The following is an 18,362-nucleotide window of genomic DNA, read 5'->3' on the forward strand; positions in this document are numbered from 1 at the left end:
AGCGGCGCCGGGTAGGAATCTTCGTCCCGTCAGCGCAGCAACGGCCTCTCCGATCAGGCTCACTCGATGAAGTCGGTCGAACGGGAGACTTCTTCCCAAGCCACCATTTCCGCCTTCATCGCATCGATCTTGTCGCGGACGAGCTTGAGCGCATCGACCCCGAGATAGAGCCGGACTGGCGGGTTCTCGGCCGAGACGAGTTTGAGCAGCGCCTGTGCGGCCTTGGCGGGATCACCCGGCTGATTGCCGCTTTTTGCCTGCCGGGCGGCGCGGATCGGGTCCATGACCGCATCATAGGCGGCAAGACTGCGCTCGGAGCGAACCATCGAGCGCCCGGCCCAGTCGGTGCGGAACTGGCCCGGCGCCAACGCCGTCACATGGATGCCAAGAGGCTTCACTTCCTTGCCGAGTGCTTCGGAGATGCCTTCGAGGGCGAACTTGCTGCCGCAGTAATAGCTGATGCCCGGCATGGTGATGAAGCCTCCCATGGAGGTGACGTTGACGATATGGCCGGAACGCCGCGCCCGCATGCCCGGCAACACCGCCTTGATCATCGCGACCGCGCCGAACACATTGGCGTCGAACTGGCGACGCATCTCGTCCAGCGACGATTCCTCCAGGATACCCTCATGGCCGTAGCCGGCATTGTTGACGAGGACGTCGATGGGACCAACCTCGTCCTGCGCTTGGGCAACGGCCTTCGGAACGGCATCAAAATTCGTCACATCGAGCAGCATGGCATGCGCACGGCCCGGTGCAAGCACCATGAATGCCTGTGCCGCCTCCGCATTGCGGACCGTGCCGATCACCTGGTGCCCGGCTGCAAGCGCGCCTTCGGCAAAGGCTTTGCCCAGCCCCGAACTGACACCCGTAATGAGAAAGGTCTTGTTGTTGCTCATGGGAGCTCCTTTTGCAGCGCGCCATCTGGCTCGCCATATTATATCGTGAACTTAATTATATATCGTGATATAGCTTTTCAAGTGATGCTCGAAACAGGGAGTTGAAGCGGTCATGGCCGGAACGGAGCGACAGCCCCTCAGGGAAAGGAACAGGCAGCTTGCCCGGGAGGTCGTACTCGACGCCGCCGAGCGCTTGCTTGAAAAAGGCGAGACAGCGGATTTCTCGATGCGGGCGCTGGCGGCCGAGGCGGGCGTAGGGTTCGCAACGCCGTTCAATCATTTCGGCAGCAAAAATGCGATCATGCAGGCGCTTTCGGCCCGCCTGATCCAGCGGATGGCGACGCAATTCGGCGACGAGGCCCCCGCCGGTGACGCGATCGACCATGTGTTGGCAATGGGACGGATCAGCGTCGCGCTCCTGCTGGAGAAGCCGGACGTCCACAAGGCGGTGGTGGGATCGCTCGGCGTTGCCAATTCCGAGCCCGGTCCGGTGCGGCAGAACTCGCGGGAACTCTGGTTGCTGGCATTGGGGGATTTCGCTGGCATGACCGTCGAGACGAAGGCGCTTGCCCAGGCCGTGCTGGCAGACCAGCTTGCCTTCAATTTCCGGGGTTGCGTCTCGTTCTGGATCGCGGGCGAACTTCAAGATGAGGATCTTGATAGCGCTTTCCGGATTGGCGCTTCCACGCTTCTTCTCGGCTTTGCCAGCCCGTCGCGTCGCACCGACCTGATCGAGCAGATCAAGCGCTCCTAGGGGCCGTGGGACGATGCCCGGTCCATCAGGCGAGTGACTTGACAGCCACCCTACCAGAAGGTAGATAGTGAGTGCCTCACTTAGCGGACGGAATGAGGCATTTTTCATCCCCGTAAAGATCGGAAAATCGGCTGAGGGCTCCCCCTCGATCGGTCCGGCTCAACTTTGAAGGTGTGTGTTGAGTTTGCCTGCTCAACTACCTTCTAGTTGGAAGAAAAATAGGAGACTGAGATGTTTGGAATCTCTCCGATCGGCTGGGTGCATACACTCGGCAGCTTGCCCGCCATTCCGCTGGCTCTTTATATGCTTATTCGCCACGGGCGGATTGTACCTGGCTCGACATCCGGCATCATCTATTTCATCTCGATGGTCATCGGTGCCGCAACGGCATTTCTCGTTGCGCATCAGCCGGTGAGCTATGTCATCGGTGCGGCGACCATCATGTTGCTGGTCGCAGGCTATGGCGTTGGGCGGCTTCCGGGGCTGGAACGCACCAAGCGCTTCATCGAGACGATCTGCCTGAGCCTGACCGTCTTCCTGCTGATGGTGCCGACGGTCACCGAGACCCTGCGCCGTGTGCCGGACGGCCATCCCCTCGTCACCGACTTGAAGTCGCCACTCCTCCTCGGGGCTCAGGGCAGCCTTCTCGTCCTGCTCATCGTCGGCCTGACGGCCCAGATCGTCTATCTCCGCCGGCAGGGGAGGGTTGTGGCATGACAGCCTCGCTGGCGTGACGGCCATCGCTGACATGCAGCCCGGCAGGGCTAGGGCTTGCAGTCGACGCACCCATTAACCATCATTCCACAGCGCTCATCATGCCGTGACTGATACTATCATTTTTCAGAAACCGTTCATTTTTGTCTCGCTAGTTTGCTCCCCATAGCTGGGGGCGGCTTTTCTAGGAGAATATTATGAAAAAGCTTATTTGCGCCGTCGTCCTTTCCATTGCGGCACTTGGCGGAACAACTCTTGCTGCCTCGGCGGCGCCCCGGCATGACTGGCGGCATCCGGGTTTTGATCGCCACCACCATCGCCCGGTGTGCAAGGTCGTCAAGACCAAGACCTTCAAGCATGGCCGGCCGGTGTGGGTGACGCGGCGCGTCTGCCGATAAGGGCGCTTGCGCAGCGCCGGACGCAAACAAGACCCCTCTGGCCTCACGGGCCGGAGGGGCGGCAACCGGGATTATGAAACCCGGATACATGAGCGAAGTTTCTCACCGTTTCGCGGCGGGGCTCCGTGCCGACTGCCTTAGCCTGGCTGATCACCGTCGCTCACCTTGCAGGTCTATCCCGGGCTTGGCCCCGGCAATCTGCGAATTTGATTGCCATATCCGGCAGCCCGTCAAAATATTCCAGGAGATTTGGGCTGGAGGCTTGGCGGTATGGCGAGGATCATCTTCGGAATGAATCTGTCCCTGGATGGCTATGTCGACCACCAGGACTTCGCGCCGGATCCCACGCTCTTCCGTCACTGGATAGAGCATGTGCGTAATCTGGCGGGCAGTGTCTATGGCCGCCGCATGTACGAGGTCATGCGCTATTGGGATGAAGACCATCCTGAGTGGACCTCGGATCTCCGCGCTTTCGCGGCGGCGTGGCGTGGCCAGCCGAAATGGGTCGCGTCGCGCTCGTTGAAATCAGTCGGCCCCAACGCCACGCTTGTCGCGGAGGACATTGCGGCTCTGATAGGCCGGTTGAAGAGCGAGCTCGATGGGGAGATTTCGGTTTCAGGACCAGACCTGGCTCAAAGCCTGACCGATCTTGGCCTCATCGATGAATATCGCCTCTACTTCCACTCCGTCGTGCTCGGTCGCGGCAAGCCGTTCTTTGCCGGGCCCCGGCCGCCGCTGCGCCTTGTGGCCAGCGACTTGATCGGCACGGATGTGATCCGGTTGACCTATGTGCCGGCCTGATCGCGCAACGCACCCGGGGGATCGCGCCAGCGCATCGGGGCGATACTGTCCGCAAGTGGCGATGGTCGCGTTGAAGGCCGTTCGATGAAGCCAGGGGGGCGGCTATTCGAACCGGCATGCCTGGAACCAACGACGGGCGAGACTGTTTAGCTCTAGCTTTGGCATGACGCTCACATGCCCTTCAGCCGGATGACCGGCAATTTTGAAAGATGTGCATCATGAATATTTCGCCCAGATTTCGCACAATCGTCGCTGCGGTTGTCGCTACGGCCGGCATCGGCCTCGCCAGTTCCGCCCAAGCCGACAGCGGTACGATCCGCTTTTACGTCTACAAGGCCGCCTTCTTCGTGGGAGGCTCCGGAGGTGAGGGCACCTTGACCTTCCATGGTCGCCGCTATCCCATCTCCATCGGCGGCATCTCGGGCGGCCTCGCTTTCGGCGCGTCCAAGACTTATTTCCAGGGCAGGGTGCGCAATATTTACCGCGTCCGAGACGCGACAGGGGTCTATGGCGCGGCAGGCGGCGGCGGCGCCGTCGGCAAGGGCGCGCAGGTGATCGTCATGACCAACGGAAAGGGTGCCCAGCTCGAACTCCAGGGCAGGCAGGTCGGTCTGCAGGTCAACGCCGATGTCACCGGCCTGGCGATCTCAATGAAGTAAGGGCGATTGCAATGGCGGCCGTATCGGAAGATGGCGGGTATCTTTCGCTTTGCGTTCTATGACGGCCGCCAACTTTGTTCACCATGGCCCGCGAGCATATTGCGGCCCGAACGTCGCAGTTCGCCGTCTCATTCAGCCGTTAGTGTAGCCGGACTTGGATAAGAGGTACGCGCGCCTATGCGTATTATCTATGGGGAAGCGGGCTGTTGCGTCCGTTTCCAAAGATAGAGAGCACCGGCCGCCAAAATGACGAAGCTCAGTTCCCAGGCGTAGAAGGCTGAACCTGCGCGCTCGAACGGAACCCAATTACCCGCTTCATCGATCTCAAACCGTTCAAGGCGAAAGGTATCCAATCCGACTAGGGCGGCTACGATAGCCGACAGCGCTGATATTTTATACTCCGCAGCAAGGAAGAATATGAGCGACATCGCGAAGATCGGATTTGCCAGCCAAGCCTCACATTCGAGAGTCATAGCTTTAATCCACCCCAACAATAACAAAAACAAACCATATAAGCTTGATCCATGGCCATGAATTGCAGGCAACCACAGAGCGAATACATAGAAGGAAACTGAAAGAATAGTTATAGAAAGTCGGATAATCATGGGGCTATTTTTGGCATATTTCAGATCTTCATGCATATGGTGTCTTGATGATTTGGCCGCAGATGCGCTTCTAAGTGGAAAAATAATTCAATTATTGTTGCTCGATTTCCATGCATCTTTGACCAATTTTACAATAAATATGCTTACCGCGGAGCCTATGATGCCACCGAAGAGAGGGAAATAAGCGTGCATTCGCGTGCCCTCGATAACGAAGTCTTCGAAACCCCTTGTGCGTAAATTATTGACGTTCCATTCTGTAACCGCGATCTGCCAGTCAATTCCCGCGATGCCTGCGGCGATAAGTGCAATTTTAAGAGGGCGCAAACCAAACATATTTTTGCACTTTTCTTCCGCCTTCGGTGGTGGGGAGGTCGGGATGCTGCCGTTGTCTGACATGCTTCATTCTTAGCGGGTGCAACCGGTAGGCAAGATACCTGAAGGGCATTTGTGAGATTGCACTATGGGTGTTCTTAGCCGTGTAAACGTTGGAAACTCACCAGACTTATAAAAAACTGAACTGTGTGGAAAGTACCAGCGGAAACAGGAAGTGCCTGCCGGCGCTTTCTTGCGGTGCCAATCGGCGGCGTGGCCGCTCCGAGAGCGGAAATGGTTTTAATCGGACAACAGCCAGGGTCGCCCTTCGCGCGACCGCAGGGGTGCGCCCAGATAGGTATCCCTTCAGGACATTGTGGCCTGCTCAACTTTGGCCAATCGCTCATACAGCAACGATTGCTGCGACAAGCCTGGGCTAGGCGAGTGCGCCAGAGCAAGAAATGGCGGCATTTGAAGTGGTCAGAAGAGATTGAAATGGCGGAAGAGGTGGGATTCGAACCCACGGTAGACTTGCGCCTACGACGGTTTTCAAGACCGTTGCCTTAAACCACTCGGCCACCCTTCCACATATTCGCGCGCTCGCAACGAGGTCGCGCGAATAGGGGCGGTCTAGCAGAGTAGGGGGCTTCGTCAAGACCTTCTGCATCGAGAAAGGTCTTAGATCGCTCATGCCGGCGGCGATGGACGCTCGAATGCCGCGATCCGGCCTTTGCCGCCGGCCCTGTAGACGGGCGTCGACATCGGCGGACGAGCCAACGCCATCCCGAGGCAACCCGCAGCGATTGCGCGGTTTGAGCGCCCGCGGCTTCGCCAGCGTGGTTCGAACACACCCACGGTTCCGGGATCAAGGTTCGGCAACGTCCCATCCCAATTCCCTGTGCCATCCGACAGGTGCACCCTCGTCTCATCCACGTAAGAAACGCGCTTGACTCACTTAAATTCATCAATTTAATTAAAGATCGACGGCGCGAACCATAAGCATGAAAAGCCGTCTCTCGAACAACGAGATCCGAGGAGGAATAGTCCAATGGCTTCTGGCCTTGATTTCATCGAGGCGGCGCTGATCGAACGCCGTCGCTTTCTGATCGGTTCGGCCCTCGCGGCCGGGTCTTTGTTGCTGCCTGCCGGTGCAAGGCGTGCCTTCGCGGCATCCGACCTGCAATTTGCCAGCTCGATCCGTTCGCTCTCGAACGCCTTTCACGTCGCCTGGGACAAGGGCTCGAAGGCCTATGCCGATACGGTGGGTGCGTCCTATGCGGCCCTGGTGACGGAGGGCAACAGCGAAAAGGGGATCGCCGACATCAAGGCCATGCTGGCCAAGGTCGGCAACAAGCTGGTGCTGGGCGTCGATCCCAACGATGTTCCCGATGCCCGGCCGATCGTGGAAGCCGTCGCCAAGGCCGGTGCTCATGTCGTCACGGTGTGGAACAAGCCCGACGATCTGCATCCCTGGGATTTCGGCGACAACTACGTTGCCCACATGTCGTTCAACGGCGTGCCGGCCGGCGAGCAGACGGCCAAGGCCCTGTTCGACAGTTTCGGTGGTGAGGGCGGCATCGTGGCGCTTGGCGGCATTGCCTCCAATGCCCCCGCCATCCAGCGCAAGCAGGGCCTGATGAATGCGATCAAGGCCAATGGCAAGGTCGAACTCCTCGATTTCCAGGATGCCGACTGGGATTCCACCAAGGCCAACAATGTCGTGGCCGCCTGGATCACGCGCTTCGGCGACAAGATCAAGGGCATCTGGGCCGCCAATGACGGCATGGCCGTCGGTGCGCTCGAGGCGCTACGCGCCGAAGGCCTGGCCGGCAAGGTCCAGGTCACCGGCATCGACGGCACCAAGGATGCGGTCACGGCGATCCGCAACAAGGAAATGGCCGCAACCGTCGACTGGAATCCCTACTGGATCGGCGGCATCGCCCTTTCCCTGGGCTATCATGCGGCGACCGGCGCTTTCTCTCCCTCCAAGGAACCCAAGGAACACCGCGAGTTCTACGGTACCGGTGTCATGATCACGCAGGCGGATGTCGAGGCCTATTGGAAGGCCAATATCGACGAGACACCCAAGGTCGACTGGAACGATCTGTGGGGCAAGGTTACGGGCCAGATCACCTACTGAGATCGCGCCCGTCGGCGATGCGCGACACGCGGGGCAAGGTCTCTCCCAGCCTTTCCCCACCGGCGTTCGCGCATCGCCCCTCTCGCAAGGATTGTACGGAACTCTCGAACCGAGACAGTCGAAATGGTGATCTCCAGACAATCCCTCGCGCGTGCTGCGCCGGTTCTGGTCCTGCTCGGCCTGTGCCTCGGCATTTCGTTGCTGGACGCGCATTTTCTTTCGCTCGGCAATCTCATCCGCGTGGCCGCGTCGGCGGCAGCGCCGCTGACCCTGGCCCTGGGCGTGACCTTCATCATCCTGATGGGATCCATCGATCTGTCCATCGAGGGATCGATGGCGGTGACGGCGGCAGCGCTCTGCGCCTTCGTGGCCAATTCCACCGGCTCGGGCTTCGATCTCGGCCTGCTCGCACTGCCTTTGGCGCTTGCGACGGCGGCTGCCTTCGGTTGCATCGTCGGCACCATCCATGTGGCCATGAAGGTGCCGTCCTTCATGGTCAGCCTCGGCATGGGTTTCGTCGGCACCGGCCTCGCCACGGTCCTGCTCGGTGGTGAAAGGGTGCAGATCCTCGATCCGTCGATCCGCGCTTTGGCGCTCTCTCGTCTGGCCGGCGTTCCCCTGGCCGTCTATGTCGCAGCCTTCATGCTGCTCATCGCCTGGTATGTGCAGGATCATACCCGCCTCGGCCGTCACATCATGGCGCTGGGTGGCGGCGAGGATCTTGCCAGGGCTTCCGGCGTCGCAGCCGGGCGCGTCCGCATCCTCGCCTTCACCTTGGCGGGGGTCTTCTTCGGGGTAGGGGCCATCCTCGCCTGCGCGCGATTGGGCGCCGGCAGCGCCTTGATCGGCAGCGGACAACTGTTCACCGCGATCAGTGCCGTCGTGGTGGGGGGAACCGCGCTGACCGGCGGCAAGGGCGGGGTGTTCAACACGCTCGTCGGCGTGCTGATCGTGATGGTGCTCAACAACGGCATGATCATCATCGGCCTGCCGACCTTCGTGCAGCAGGGCGTGCTCGGCGTGGTGATCATCGGGGCGGTTCTCTTGAATACGCCCCTGCGCGCACTCTCCGTGGTGAAGTGAGGGGCCGGCGCCATGCTCGAACTTCTCGACATCACCAAGCGCTTCGGCAAGGTCGAGGCCCTCAAGAATGTCTCGATCACCGTCAAGCCCGGCGAGGTCGTCGGCCTGGTCGGCGAGAACGGGGCCGGCAAGTCGACGCTGATGAAGGTGCTCAACGGCATTAATCAACCCGATGCGGGCGAGATCCGCATTCACGGCAAGGCGGCCTCGATCTCCGGCCCGAAGGATGCGGCGGCGCGCGGCATCGGCATGGTGTTCCAGGAGCAGTCCCTGATCACCAATCTGTCGGTGGCGGAGAACATTTTCCTGGGTCACGAAAGCCCGTTCATCCGCCTCGGTCGCATCGATTGGCGGCGCATGGCCACCGCCGCCAGGCATCAGCTCGCCAAGGTTGGCCTCGACATCGATCCCCTGGCCGCCACCTCAGAGCTCAGCTTCGCGCAACGCCAGATGGTCGAGCTCGCCAAGGTGCTGACCCTGGAGGAGGCGGTGGAAGGAAGCCTGTGCATCCTGCTCGACGAGCCGACTTCCGTGCTGGAGCAGGCGGAGATCGATATTCTCTTCGACGCGATCCGTAAGCTGAAGCAGCGGGCCGGCATCATCTTCGTCTCGCATCGGCTCGACGAGGTCATCGACATTTCCGACCGGATCTATGTCCTCAAGGATGGTGTCGTCGTCAGCCGGATGGCCAAGCAGGAGGCGAGCCCCGAGCGCATCCATCACCTGATGGTCGGGCGCGCCGCCACGGGTTCCTACTACAAGGAGGAAGGACGGGCGCCGTTCGGGGCGGACATAGCCCTGCAGGCCAGGGGGCTGGCGCGGGCACGGGCCTATGCCGACATCGATCTCGATCTTCACGTCGGCGAAGTCCTCGCCCTCGTCGGCACCGAGGGGGCCGGCAGCGAGGCCCTGATCCGCAGCCTGTTCGGCCTGGAGAAGATTCACCTCGGCAGCGCCCACTATCGCGGCCGCAATCTGCGTTTCGTCTCCCCGAGCCAGGCCGTCTCCCTGGGCCTCGGCTATGTCCCGCGCGAGCGCAAATTCGAGGGTATCGTCGAGGAAATGTCGGTCGAGGAGAATATCAGCCTCGCTCATCTCAGGGGCATGAGCCGCTTCGGCATCCTGAAATTCGGCGAGATCGGCCGCGCGACGCGCAACCTCATCGACCGCATGCGGATCAAGACGCCCAGCGCCGACACGCTTTGCGCCAACCTGTCGGGCGGTAACCAGCAAAAGGTGGTGCTGGCGAAATGGTACAATGCCGGAGCCCGCATCTTCCTGCTCGATCATCCCACCCGTGGCCTCGATGTCGGCGCCAAGGAGGATGTCTACGGCCTGATCCGCGAGCTTTGTGCCAATGGCTGTTCCGTCATCCTGATCGGCGACACTTTGGAAGAGGCGCTCGGATTGGCTCACACGATCATCGTGATGAAGGACGGGCGCCAGACGGCGCGCTTCGACACGATGGCGGTGCCGCCGCCTGAGCCGCTCGACCTCATCCGGCACATGGTGTGAGCATGGTTCGCCTGCGTTTCCTCAATCCCTATCTGCCCTGGATCGCACTGGTCCTCGCCATCCTCGTCGTGGGCCTGTTCGACGCCCGCTTTCTCGATCCCATGACGCTGATCGGCCTGATGGCCGACAATGCCACGCTGTTCGTGATGGCACTCGGCATGACCTTCGTGATCTATGTCGGCTCGGTCGATCTGTCGATGCAATCGGTAGCAGCCGTCGCCTCCATCGTGCTCGCCCTTCTGCTGCCGGGATACGGCCTGGCCGCCATTCCGGCCGCCATCGTCATCGGCGGACTGCTCGGCCTGCTTTCGGGCTTCGTGCATGGCAAGCTGCGCATCCCCAGCTTCGTCGCCACCCTTGCCACGGGCGGCATTGCGGCGACGGCAGCGCTGTGGATTTCGGGCCAGAGAGCTATCGGCATCGCCGGCGACGTCCGCAACGACACCCTGGGCTGGATCATCGGCTCCACGCTCGGCCTCCCCAACGAAATCTGGGTCAGTCTCGTCGTCTTCATGCTGGCCTTCGTGCTGGAGCAGGCAACGCCCTTCGGCAAGATGATGAAGGCCGTGGGCTGCAGCGAACCGGCCGCGACCGTGTCCGGCATCCGCGTTACCAGGATCAAGCTTGCCGTCTTCGCCCTGGCCGGCGCCTTTGCCGCCCTGTCCGGGATCATGCTGGCAGGGCGTCTGTCGAGCGGAACGCCAACCATCGCCAATGAATTCCTGCTCCCGGCCATTGCCGCGGTGGTGCTGGGCGGCACCTCGCTCACCGGCGGCAATGGCGGCGTCCTGCGGACCCTTGCCGGCACCATGCTGATTGCCGTGTTTCGTACCGGCATGACCTTCGTCGGGGTCAATGCCCTGGCACAACAGATCGTCTTCGGCACGATCCTGATCCTGGCCGTCTGCCTGAACAGCGGCCATGCGCCCAAGGGCGTGATGAAATAACCACCACCACATAGGAAAAACGAATGCTCGAGAAATTTCGTCTGGACGGCAAGACCGCCCTCATCACCGGCGGCAATCGCGGCATTGGGCTCGCCGTCGCGCACGCCCTCGGCGAGGCCGGAGCCAAGCTCCTGATCTCAGGCCGGAGCAAGGTCGAGGAGGCCGAAAAGAGCCTGGCCGATGCCGGCTATGACGTTGCTTTCGTCCAGGCCGACATTCGCGATCCGGCCGCGCCGCAGCAGCTGGTCGATGCCGCCCTCGCACGCTGGGGGCGGCTCGACATTCTCGTCAACAATGCCGGCATTGCCAGCCATGGCGACACCCCCGATTTCGACGAGGAACGCTGGCGCCAGGTGATGGACACCAATGTCGATGCCGTCTTCCGTGGCTGCCGCGCCGCGCTCGTGCCGATGCGCAAGCAAGGCAGCGGCGCGATCGTGAATGTCGGCTCGATTTCCGGCTTCATTTCCAACGTACCGCAGAACCAGGTCGCCTATAACGCTTCCAAGGCCGCGGTTCACATGATGACCAAGAGCCTGGCCAGCGAATTCGCGGCCGAGAACATCCGCGTCAATGCGGTGGCGCCTGGCTATATCGACACCAACATGTCGCGCGGCGGCATCGAGAACCCCGAATGGTTTCCGATCTGGCGCGACATGACACCGATGGCCAGGGTGGGACAGCCGGAGGAAGTTGCCGCCTGCGTGCTGTTCCTGTGTGCGCCGGCGTCGAGCTATGTCACCGGTGAGGTCCTGGTCGTGGACGGCGGCTATCTGACCCGTTGATCCCGCTCGTTCCGGCTCTGGATGGACCGGGCTGTCGCGGCTGGAGCAAGATGTGTTCTGACGTCAGCGCCTGTGTGCTCCAGCCCGTTGTTTCCAGGGCGCTTCAAGGGCTCGGCGAAAGGGGCTTTGCGATTCTTGGTGATACCGCCTAATCGCAAAGCGCTTTAGGGTGAACAACCTATGTTTCTCAAGGCAGGGCCGAAAGCCCTGCCGGTTTTGGTCGCGTCATGAATGAGTCCAACCGGGAAAGACCGGCCCCATCGTCCGTCGGGCGGCGCAGGCAGCGAGGCTACAATGCCTCGCGGGTCGGCGATCTCAATCGCGGCCTGGTGATCGAGGGCATCCGGCAATCGCCCGGAATCGGGCGCACGCATCTCGCTGCCGAAACGGGCCTGACCCCTTCCGCCATCACCCAGATCGTCGCGGCGCTGATGGAAGAAGGACTGGTGGCGGAAGTCGCGGCCGCGCCCGCGGCGGATCGAGCCGGGCGTCCCCGCCTGGGACAGCCCATCCGCGGGTTGCGCCTGATCTCGGGCTACGCCGCCACGATCGGCCTGCATTTCGATCATGAATTTGCCCGCGCCGTGCTCGTCGATGTCGCCGGCAACATCATCGCGCATGAAAAGGAGCAGTTGCGGATCGAGGAACCCGAAGCTTCGACGCATCTGCTCGCCACGCTGTTCTCCCGGCTCGACGCCCATCCGCTGCGGCCGAAGCGCCTGTTGGGCGTCGGCGTTTCCGTCATGGGGCCGGTCGATCACGACAGAGGGGCCGTAGGGCAATCGAGCCAGTACCCCGCCTGGCGCAATTATCCCTTCGAAAAGGCGCTGTCGGACCTGATCGGCCACGATGTCTTCATCGCCATAAACGGAGCCGCGGCCGGCCTGGGGGAATACTGGTTCGGCGGCGGCCATCATCTGCCGAGCTATATCTATGCCTTTGTCGGCTATGGCCTCGGCGGCGCCCTGATCTTCAACCGACGCGCCGTGCGCGGCTCCTACGGCAATGCCGGCGAGATCGGCCATATCCATACCTATCCCGACGGCGAGATCTGCTATTGCGGCGCCCGCGGCTGCCTGGAAACGGTGGTGTCTCTGCGCGGATTGGCGCGTTTCCTGGGCAAGCCCACTGTCGAGGCCCTCGATTTCACCGCGCCGGGCTTTTGCGACGATCCCGATCTCGGCCGCTGGGTCGAGCAGGCGGGGACCGATCTCGGCCGCGCCCTGACCAGCGTCTCCAATATCGTCGACATCTCCAGCATCCTGATGAGCGGCCTGCTGCCCGAACCCGTGCTCGGACGCCTCGTCGAGCGCACCCGACGGACCGTTGCCGCCTATCAGATGAATGCACGGCCCAAGCCGATCGTGCTGGAGCGGGCGCAGGCACCGAGCGACCTCGTCGCAGCCCTCGGTGCCGCCGCCATGCCGCTCTATGGCAATCTGTTCTGATCGGATTTTCGGGAGCCACTCGGCCGTGTTTCAAGCCGAATGCCAGTGAACAACGCTTCCCGGCATTCGGGCATCGTCCCCCAGAGCAAAACGCGTTCAAGTGTGAACGCTTATTTTCTCTAACTCTTTGTTTGGACGCGTCTTTGCGATTCTTGGTGATTCCAAGAAATCACAAACCGCTATGGGATCCATGCGTCAATAGACGAATCGAATTGGCTCGACCTTTGTCATTGCCGGGCTTGCCCCCAATCCAGCCCCTCCTTCCAGACGTCGAAGGCGACCCCTGGATGCCCGGGTCAAGCCCGAGCATGACAAAAGTGGCGCCCAGCTATTTGCAGACGGTACCTCAGTTCTGCATGGCCTCCTGCTGGGCCTGGATCACGGTCGTCTTGGCCAGGGTCCGCTCTTCGGTACGGGCCAGGGCCTCCTCGCTGAAGATGCGGAAGCCGAGATCGGGGCGATAGCCGTGGATCTCGTGCACGTCGAGCGCCGACATGAACTGCAGGATTTCCATGCTGATGACCTGGCCGGGCACCAGGATGGGGAAACCCGGCGGGTAGGGGATCACGAACAGGGCGGAGACCAGCTCGCGCCCGGCCTGGATCGCCCGTGACGCCTCCATCATGTTCACATACTCGCAATTGCTGTCGTCATAGGACAGGAAGAAGGCACTGCGGATGTCGCCATTGCGGGTCTGGGTATTGCTGGTGAGATTGTCGCCCCTGAAGGCGCGATGGAAGCTGGAGAAGTCGGGCAGGGGCGGATGCTCCAGCGTCAGCGACCGCACCTTCTTGGCATGGATGCGGCGCTCGATGCTGCTCATGTCGGCGGCACGGCGGTCGAGGTCCCGGGCGATCTTGACCAGCACCTCGATCAGATAGGCCACCGCCGAGCGCGTCGAGCCGATATTGGTCATGAACAGGACGGTGTTGCGCGAGGTCTTGTTGATCTGGATGCCGTATTTATCCATCAGCTCCTTGTTCTTGAAGGTGTCGCCGTCGAGGCCGGTGGCCCCGATCGCCAGCGTCGCTCGGGTTGGGTCCAGCGCGAACTCGTCGGTGCGCCAGGCGAGCTCAAAATTGTTCCAGCCCGTCTCCTCGTTGAAATAGCTTTCGACGCCGGATTCCCGGTGCTGCAGCGGCACGAGGTCCCCGACCGCCAGGAAGCGGAAATAGCGCTTGAGCAGGGGATGCGCCTGCACCTGGTCGCGCAAATTCATCGCCAGTTCGAGCTGGCGCTGTACCAGTTCGTAACCCTCGAGCTCCACCTGCCGCCGCCCGACATCGAGCGAGGCGAGGATCTGGTAGTTCGGCGAGGTCGACGTATGGGTCATATAGGCTTCGTGGAAGGCTTCCTCCGCCTTGTCCCTAAAATCCTGGTCCCAGACATGGATCATCGAGCCCTGGCGCAAGGCCGTCAGGGTCTTGTGCGTGGAGTGCGTGGCATAGGCACGTATGCGTACCTTGTCGGGATCAGGGATCAGCTGCCGTTCGAGCAAAGCCTCTTCGTCGTCCCAATCGACGCTGGCCGCGAACTCCTCATAGCGCTTGGCGTAGCCGGGATCCTTGAACATCTCGGCAAGGCGCGCCGCCGTGGCCATGGCCGTGCGCGGCCGATAGACGGGGTGGCAGCGCGCGAAGGCGAACCAGGCCTCGTCCCACAGGAAGACCAGATCCGGCTTGATCGCCAGGCATTCCAGCATGACGCGCTCGACGTCATAGACGATGCCGTCGAAGGTACAGTTGGTCAACAGCACCATGCGGACGCGATCGAGCGTGCCGGCGCGCTTGAAGGTCAGCAACTGCTCCTTGATGTGGCGGATCGGCACCGCGCCATACATCGAATACTGGTCGAGCGGATAGGAATCGAGATAGGCGACCTGCGCGCCCGCCAGCACCAGGCCGTAATGATGCGATTTGTGGCAGTTGCGGTCGACCAGCACGATGTCGTCGGGCCGCACCAGGGCCTGCACCACGATCTTGTTGCAGGTCGAGGTGCCGTTGGTGGCGAAATAGGTACGGCGGGCGCCGAAGGCGCGGGCAGCATGTTCCTGGGCGATCTTCAAGGGCCCGACCGGATCGAGCAGAGAGTCCAGGCCGCCCGACGTTGCCGACGTCTCGGCCATGAACAGGTTCATGCCGTAGAATTGCGAGAGATCCCCGATCCAGCTCGAATTGAGGATGGCCTTGCCGCGGGCGAGAGGCAAAGCGTGAAACACCCCCGTCGGCTGCTTGGCATAGTCGCGCAGCGCGTCGAAGAACGGCGTGTGGTAGCGCTCGCCGACGCCCTGCATGATGGCGCCGTAGAGCTCGACGTGGTCCTCTTCGCCGAAGAAGATGCGCTTGAATACCTCCCCGGCAGTCGCCGCGATGTCCTCCACCTTCATGTCGGTGACCAGATAGAGATCGAGTTCCGGACGCAAGCGGGCGATCTGGCGGCCGAGCAGGGGGCCGCGCTCGAATTCGGGGATGGTCTCGATGCCGTCCTGAACGCCGTCGAGAAAGCGGCGCAGCATATCGTCGCTGTAGATCGAGCGGAACGGAAAGCCGTGGCGGATCACCACCGCCTGCAGATTGAAGTTCACCAAGGTGGCGATCAGGGCGTCTTCGAAACTGGGCACGATGACGATGTCGAAGACGAACTCATCCTCGGCATGGCGCTTGCGCTGGACGCGCCGGCGTAGCGCCGCCTCTTCGCTCGCCGACATCTCGTCGACGATGAGCACCTCGAAATAGGGACGCGACAATTGCGCCTGGCGTTCGCTTTCGGTCTCGATCTGCGAGGGCAGTTCGCCCTCTCCTTCGAGCGAGCTTGCCTCATGCCGATAGGTCCGGGCCACCAGCACGCGATGGATGCGGCGCGCGGTCTGGTGGGCGCGTGCCAGTTCTCCCCGTTCGATCCAGCTGCAGAGATCCGCGAAAACCCTGCCGCCCGGAAAGGCCCAGTAGCTCTCGATCGGCACCAAAGCGGCAATCAGCTCGTTGATATGGGCAAGCCGGGACTGGCGTTCGGGATGGTCGGGCGGGAGGGCTACCAATCGGCTCAGATCGTCGACAAGGCCGATCCAGCTTTCGGAGCGCATTTCCCATACGCTGCGATGACGGCTCAGCGAGTTCTTGCTTTTGTCGAACGAGACCCCGGCACTCATATGTTCCTCCAACGCATTATCGTTATACTTTGTGATTTCTTCCGTGAGAGGTGGTAGCGGACATCATAGGTTGAGCTCTCAGGACTGTGCTTTCGCTTTCGGCCCAGGCACATTCCCTCATGCAACCATCACGCCCGTCACGCATCGTCGAAGATACTGATCGGCTCAATGTCGAATCTGTCGGCCAATCCCCCCTGCATCTCTTGATATTGGCAGTCAGATTACAGTCACCGGGATGTCGCACAAGCGGATTTCAGCGCCCATCCGAGCTATTTCGAAAGGGGTGGCCGGTTATTCATTCATCTTCCGAATAGGCAGGTACCATAGGACGACGAGGGGCTAGTCGGCACTCGGACACACCAGAACAGGGCAGACGGGTAACGCCATGGCATCGACGATCGCGCGAACCGCTGGCAGGGTGCTCTTCGGGGAGAATGCCCGTGCCTATGCCGCGTTCCGCCCTGGCTATCCCGAGCGTGTCTTCGATATCCTCAGGGCCCGCTGCGGGGCGGGCGAGGGCAGGACCGTTTTCGAGGTCGGCGCCGGGACCGGCCTGGCGACCGCTCCCTTGCTTGCCATGGGCTGCCGGGTGACGGCTGTCGAACCGGACGCGAAGCTGGCAGCCCTTCTCGTCGACAGCCAGGCCGCCTATGCGGAGCGGCTGGCCGTGCAGGTCGGTCCGTTCGAAGAAGCGGCCCTGTCGCCCGGCTCCTTCGATCTTGGCATTGCCGCGACATCCCTGCACTGGGTCGACCCCGACCTCGCCCTGACCAAGGCATTCCATCTCCTCCACCCTGGCGGCCATTGGGCGATGTGGTGGAACATCTTCGGAGACCCTGACGAGCCCGACGCATTCCAGCAACGCACGCATGCGCTGTTCGAGCGATTGTCGAAAAGCCCTTCGCATGGCGATGGACCGAAGGGGCATTTCGGCCTCGATAGGAAGCGCCGCATCGCCGAGCTCGAGCAGGCGGGTTTTCGATCCATCGTCGCCGAGGAACTGCGCTGGCGCCCTGTTTTGAACAGGCAACAAATCCTGGGGCTGACGGCGACTTTTTCCCCCGTCGCCCGCCTGCCGGAAATTGAGCGCCAGGCGTTCCTCGGTCGTCTCGGAGCCATTGTCGACGAGGAATTCGGGGGCAGGGCTCAGCGGCATTTCATGACGGCGATCTATGTGGCAAGGCGGCCTTGAGAGGCACTCCACATATTGTCGCCATCTGGCGATCTTCGCACCACTCCTGGCAATCAGCTTGCCGCGACGCCGACCAGATGCTTGAAAGGCTTCTGGAAACAGTCCGGCGGAAGGCATCATCGGCAGTCCGCCCCATCGTTCACCCATTGTCATGACAGATTGCTGCAGGGTTCATCGATGAGTATGTCCGTGCCTTTTTCGGCTGTTTTGTTCGATGCTTACGGCACATTGCTCGACCTTGGCTTCATCACAGAAAAGGCGGAGCAGGCTTTTCCGGGGCATGGCGCCCAGCTCGCCACGCTCTGGCGCGACAAGCAGCTCAACTATACCTGGCTGCGTACGATCAGCGAAAACTACGCCGATTTCGCCTCGGTCACGGCCGATGCCCTGGATTATTCGATCGAGCGGCTCGGCCTCACAGCTTCTCGGCAAAAGCGGGAGGAGTTGCTGGCCGCCTACTGGTTCTTGCCGAGCTTTCCTGAAGCGCCTGCAACCCTGGTACATCTCAGGCAGAAGGGGGTGCGGCTCGGCATCCTCTCGAACGGCACGCCAGCCATGCTGGAAGCAGCCTTGCGGTCGTCCGGCCTCGATGGCCTCTTCGACGATATCCTCAGTGTCGATGCGGCCGGCTGCTACAAGACGGCGAGGGCTGCCTATCAGTTGGGAACCACTCGATTGGCCCTGCCGCCCGAGCGTATCCTTTTCGTCTCCTCCAATGGCTGGGATATCTGCGGCGCAACCTGGTTCGGCTATCGCACCTATTGGGTAAACCGCGCCGAGCAACCAGCGGAAAGATTAGGCGTTTCTGCCTATGCCACCGGCGAAAGCCTGAAGGACCTCGCGGCCCTGTTCGCTTAGGGCCACGGTTGCAGTTTTCATGCGAAGGAATTTGGAGTGTCAGTCTCCTGGCTGACATCCTGAAAACGAAGCGCTTTCCGGCGAGTCGGATGTCGGCCAGGAGA

The 18,362-nt window shown here is 61.6% G+C and carries 17 protein-coding genes and 1 tRNA gene; 13 read left to right on the forward strand and 5 right to left on the reverse strand.

What is annotated here, in order from left to right; translation table 11 throughout:
- Positions 1 to 59: 59 nt before the first annotated feature.
- Complete coding sequence (locus tag ACIGJE_RS17035) at positions 60 to 899, reverse strand: oxidoreductase (protein WP_415084864.1); 840 nt, start codon at positions 897 to 899, stop codon at positions 60 to 62.
- A 112-nt stretch (positions 900 to 1,011) separates the two neighbouring features.
- Between ACIGJE_RS17035 and ACIGJE_RS17040 the strand changes: the two genes are divergently transcribed.
- The 5 genes from ACIGJE_RS17040 (at position 1,012) to ACIGJE_RS17060 (ending at position 4,225) form a co-directional block, all read left to right on the forward strand.
- Complete coding sequence (locus ACIGJE_RS17040; RefSeq protein WP_415084866.1) at positions 1,012 to 1,653, forward strand: TetR/AcrR family transcriptional regulator; 642 nt, start codon at positions 1,012 to 1,014, stop codon at positions 1,651 to 1,653.
- 231 nt (positions 1,654 to 1,884) lie between these two features.
- The gene (locus ACIGJE_RS17045) at positions 1,885 to 2,370 is read left to right on the forward strand and encodes a hypothetical protein (protein WP_068282915.1); all 486 of its coding nucleotides are present in this window, start codon (positions 1,885 to 1,887) and stop codon (positions 2,368 to 2,370) included.
- A 194-nt stretch (positions 2,371 to 2,564) separates the two neighbouring features.
- On the forward strand, positions 2,565 to 2,765 hold the full coding sequence (locus tag ACIGJE_RS17050; protein ID WP_156771352.1) for a hypothetical protein: 201 nt from the start codon (positions 2,565 to 2,567) through the stop codon (positions 2,763 to 2,765).
- A 270-nt stretch (positions 2,766 to 3,035) separates the two neighbouring features.
- On the forward strand, positions 3,036 to 3,566 hold the full coding sequence (locus ACIGJE_RS17055; protein WP_311938368.1) for a dihydrofolate reductase family protein: 531 nt from the start codon (positions 3,036 to 3,038) through the stop codon (positions 3,564 to 3,566).
- Positions 3,567 to 3,784: 218 nt separating this feature from the next.
- Entirely contained in the window at positions 3,785 to 4,225 is a 441-nt protein-coding gene (locus ACIGJE_RS17060; RefSeq protein WP_311938369.1) for a lipid-binding SYLF domain-containing protein, read from the forward strand.
- Between the two features lie 188 nt (positions 4,226 to 4,413).
- Here ACIGJE_RS17060 and ACIGJE_RS17065 read toward each other — a convergent pair whose 3' ends face one another.
- The 3 genes from ACIGJE_RS17065 to ACIGJE_RS17075 form a co-directional block, all read right to left on the reverse strand.
- Complete coding sequence (locus tag ACIGJE_RS17065; protein ID WP_311938370.1) at positions 4,414 to 4,866, reverse strand: hypothetical protein; 453 nt, start codon at positions 4,864 to 4,866, stop codon at positions 4,414 to 4,416.
- A 51-nt stretch (positions 4,867 to 4,917) separates the two neighbouring features.
- Positions 4,918 to 5,226 (reverse strand): hypothetical protein, encoded by a 309-nt coding sequence (locus ACIGJE_RS17070; protein WP_311938371.1) that lies wholly within the window; start codon positions 5,224 to 5,226, stop codon positions 4,918 to 4,920.
- Between the two features lie 412 nt (positions 5,227 to 5,638).
- Positions 5,639 to 5,728, reverse strand: a tRNA-Ser gene (locus ACIGJE_RS17075).
- A 462-nt stretch (positions 5,729 to 6,190) separates the two neighbouring features.
- On the opposite strand from ACIGJE_RS17075, the gene ACIGJE_RS17080 reads away from it, so the two are divergent.
- The 6 genes from ACIGJE_RS17080 to ACIGJE_RS17105 all read left to right on the forward strand — a co-directional run bounded on the left by ACIGJE_RS17080 (position 6,191) and on the right by ACIGJE_RS17105 (position 13,060).
- Positions 6,191 to 7,282, forward strand: coding sequence for a sugar ABC transporter substrate-binding protein (locus ACIGJE_RS17080; RefSeq protein ID WP_367622701.1), 1,092 nt, complete (start codon positions 6,191 to 6,193; stop codon positions 7,280 to 7,282).
- A 123-nt stretch (positions 7,283 to 7,405) separates the two neighbouring features.
- Positions 7,406 to 8,365: an ABC transporter permease gene (locus ACIGJE_RS17085; RefSeq protein ID WP_483678149.1), complete on the forward strand. Its 960-nt coding sequence runs from the start codon at positions 7,406 to 7,408 to the stop codon at positions 8,363 to 8,365.
- 12 nt (positions 8,366 to 8,377) lie between these two features.
- Positions 8,378 to 9,880: a sugar ABC transporter ATP-binding protein gene (locus tag ACIGJE_RS17090; protein ID WP_311938374.1), complete on the forward strand. Its 1,503-nt coding sequence runs from the start codon at positions 8,378 to 8,380 to the stop codon at positions 9,878 to 9,880.
- A gap of 2 nt (positions 9,881 to 9,882) precedes the next feature.
- On the forward strand, positions 9,883 to 10,827 hold the full coding sequence (locus ACIGJE_RS17095) for an ABC transporter permease (RefSeq protein WP_311938376.1): 945 nt from the start codon (positions 9,883 to 9,885) through the stop codon (positions 10,825 to 10,827).
- Positions 10,828 to 10,850: 23 nt separating this feature from the next.
- On the forward strand, positions 10,851 to 11,612 hold the full coding sequence (locus ACIGJE_RS17100; RefSeq protein ID WP_311938377.1) for an SDR family NAD(P)-dependent oxidoreductase: 762 nt from the start codon (positions 10,851 to 10,853) through the stop codon (positions 11,610 to 11,612).
- 227 nt (positions 11,613 to 11,839) lie between these two features.
- Positions 11,840 to 13,060: an ROK family protein gene (locus ACIGJE_RS17105; RefSeq protein ID WP_311938378.1), complete on the forward strand. Its 1,221-nt coding sequence runs from the start codon at positions 11,840 to 11,842 to the stop codon at positions 13,058 to 13,060.
- Positions 13,061 to 13,406: 346 nt separating this feature from the next.
- Here the strand turns inward: ACIGJE_RS17105 and ACIGJE_RS17110 are convergent, their stop codons facing one another.
- Positions 13,407 to 16,208 carry an aminotransferase class I/II-fold pyridoxal phosphate-dependent enzyme gene (locus ACIGJE_RS17110; RefSeq protein WP_311938379.1) on the reverse strand — a complete coding sequence of 934 codons (2,802 nt, stop codon included), beginning with the start codon at positions 16,206 to 16,208 and terminating at the stop codon, positions 13,407 to 13,409.
- A 385-nt stretch (positions 16,209 to 16,593) separates the two neighbouring features.
- Here ACIGJE_RS17110 and ACIGJE_RS17115 point away from each other — a divergent pair, with 385 nt between their 5' ends.
- Both ACIGJE_RS17115 and ACIGJE_RS17120 read left to right on the forward strand, forming a co-directional pair.
- Positions 16,594 to 17,400 carry a class I SAM-dependent methyltransferase gene (locus tag ACIGJE_RS17115; RefSeq protein WP_415084881.1) on the forward strand — a complete coding sequence of 269 codons (807 nt, stop codon included), beginning with the start codon at positions 16,594 to 16,596 and terminating at the stop codon, positions 17,398 to 17,400.
- Between the two features lie 177 nt (positions 17,401 to 17,577).
- Positions 17,578 to 18,258: a haloacid dehalogenase type II gene (locus ACIGJE_RS17120; protein ID WP_367622708.1), complete on the forward strand. Its 681-nt coding sequence runs from the start codon at positions 17,578 to 17,580 to the stop codon at positions 18,256 to 18,258.
- The last annotated feature ends 104 nt before the right edge of the window (positions 18,259 to 18,362 follow it).

Source organism: Labrys sp. E2SS-1L, assembly GCF_057073705.1.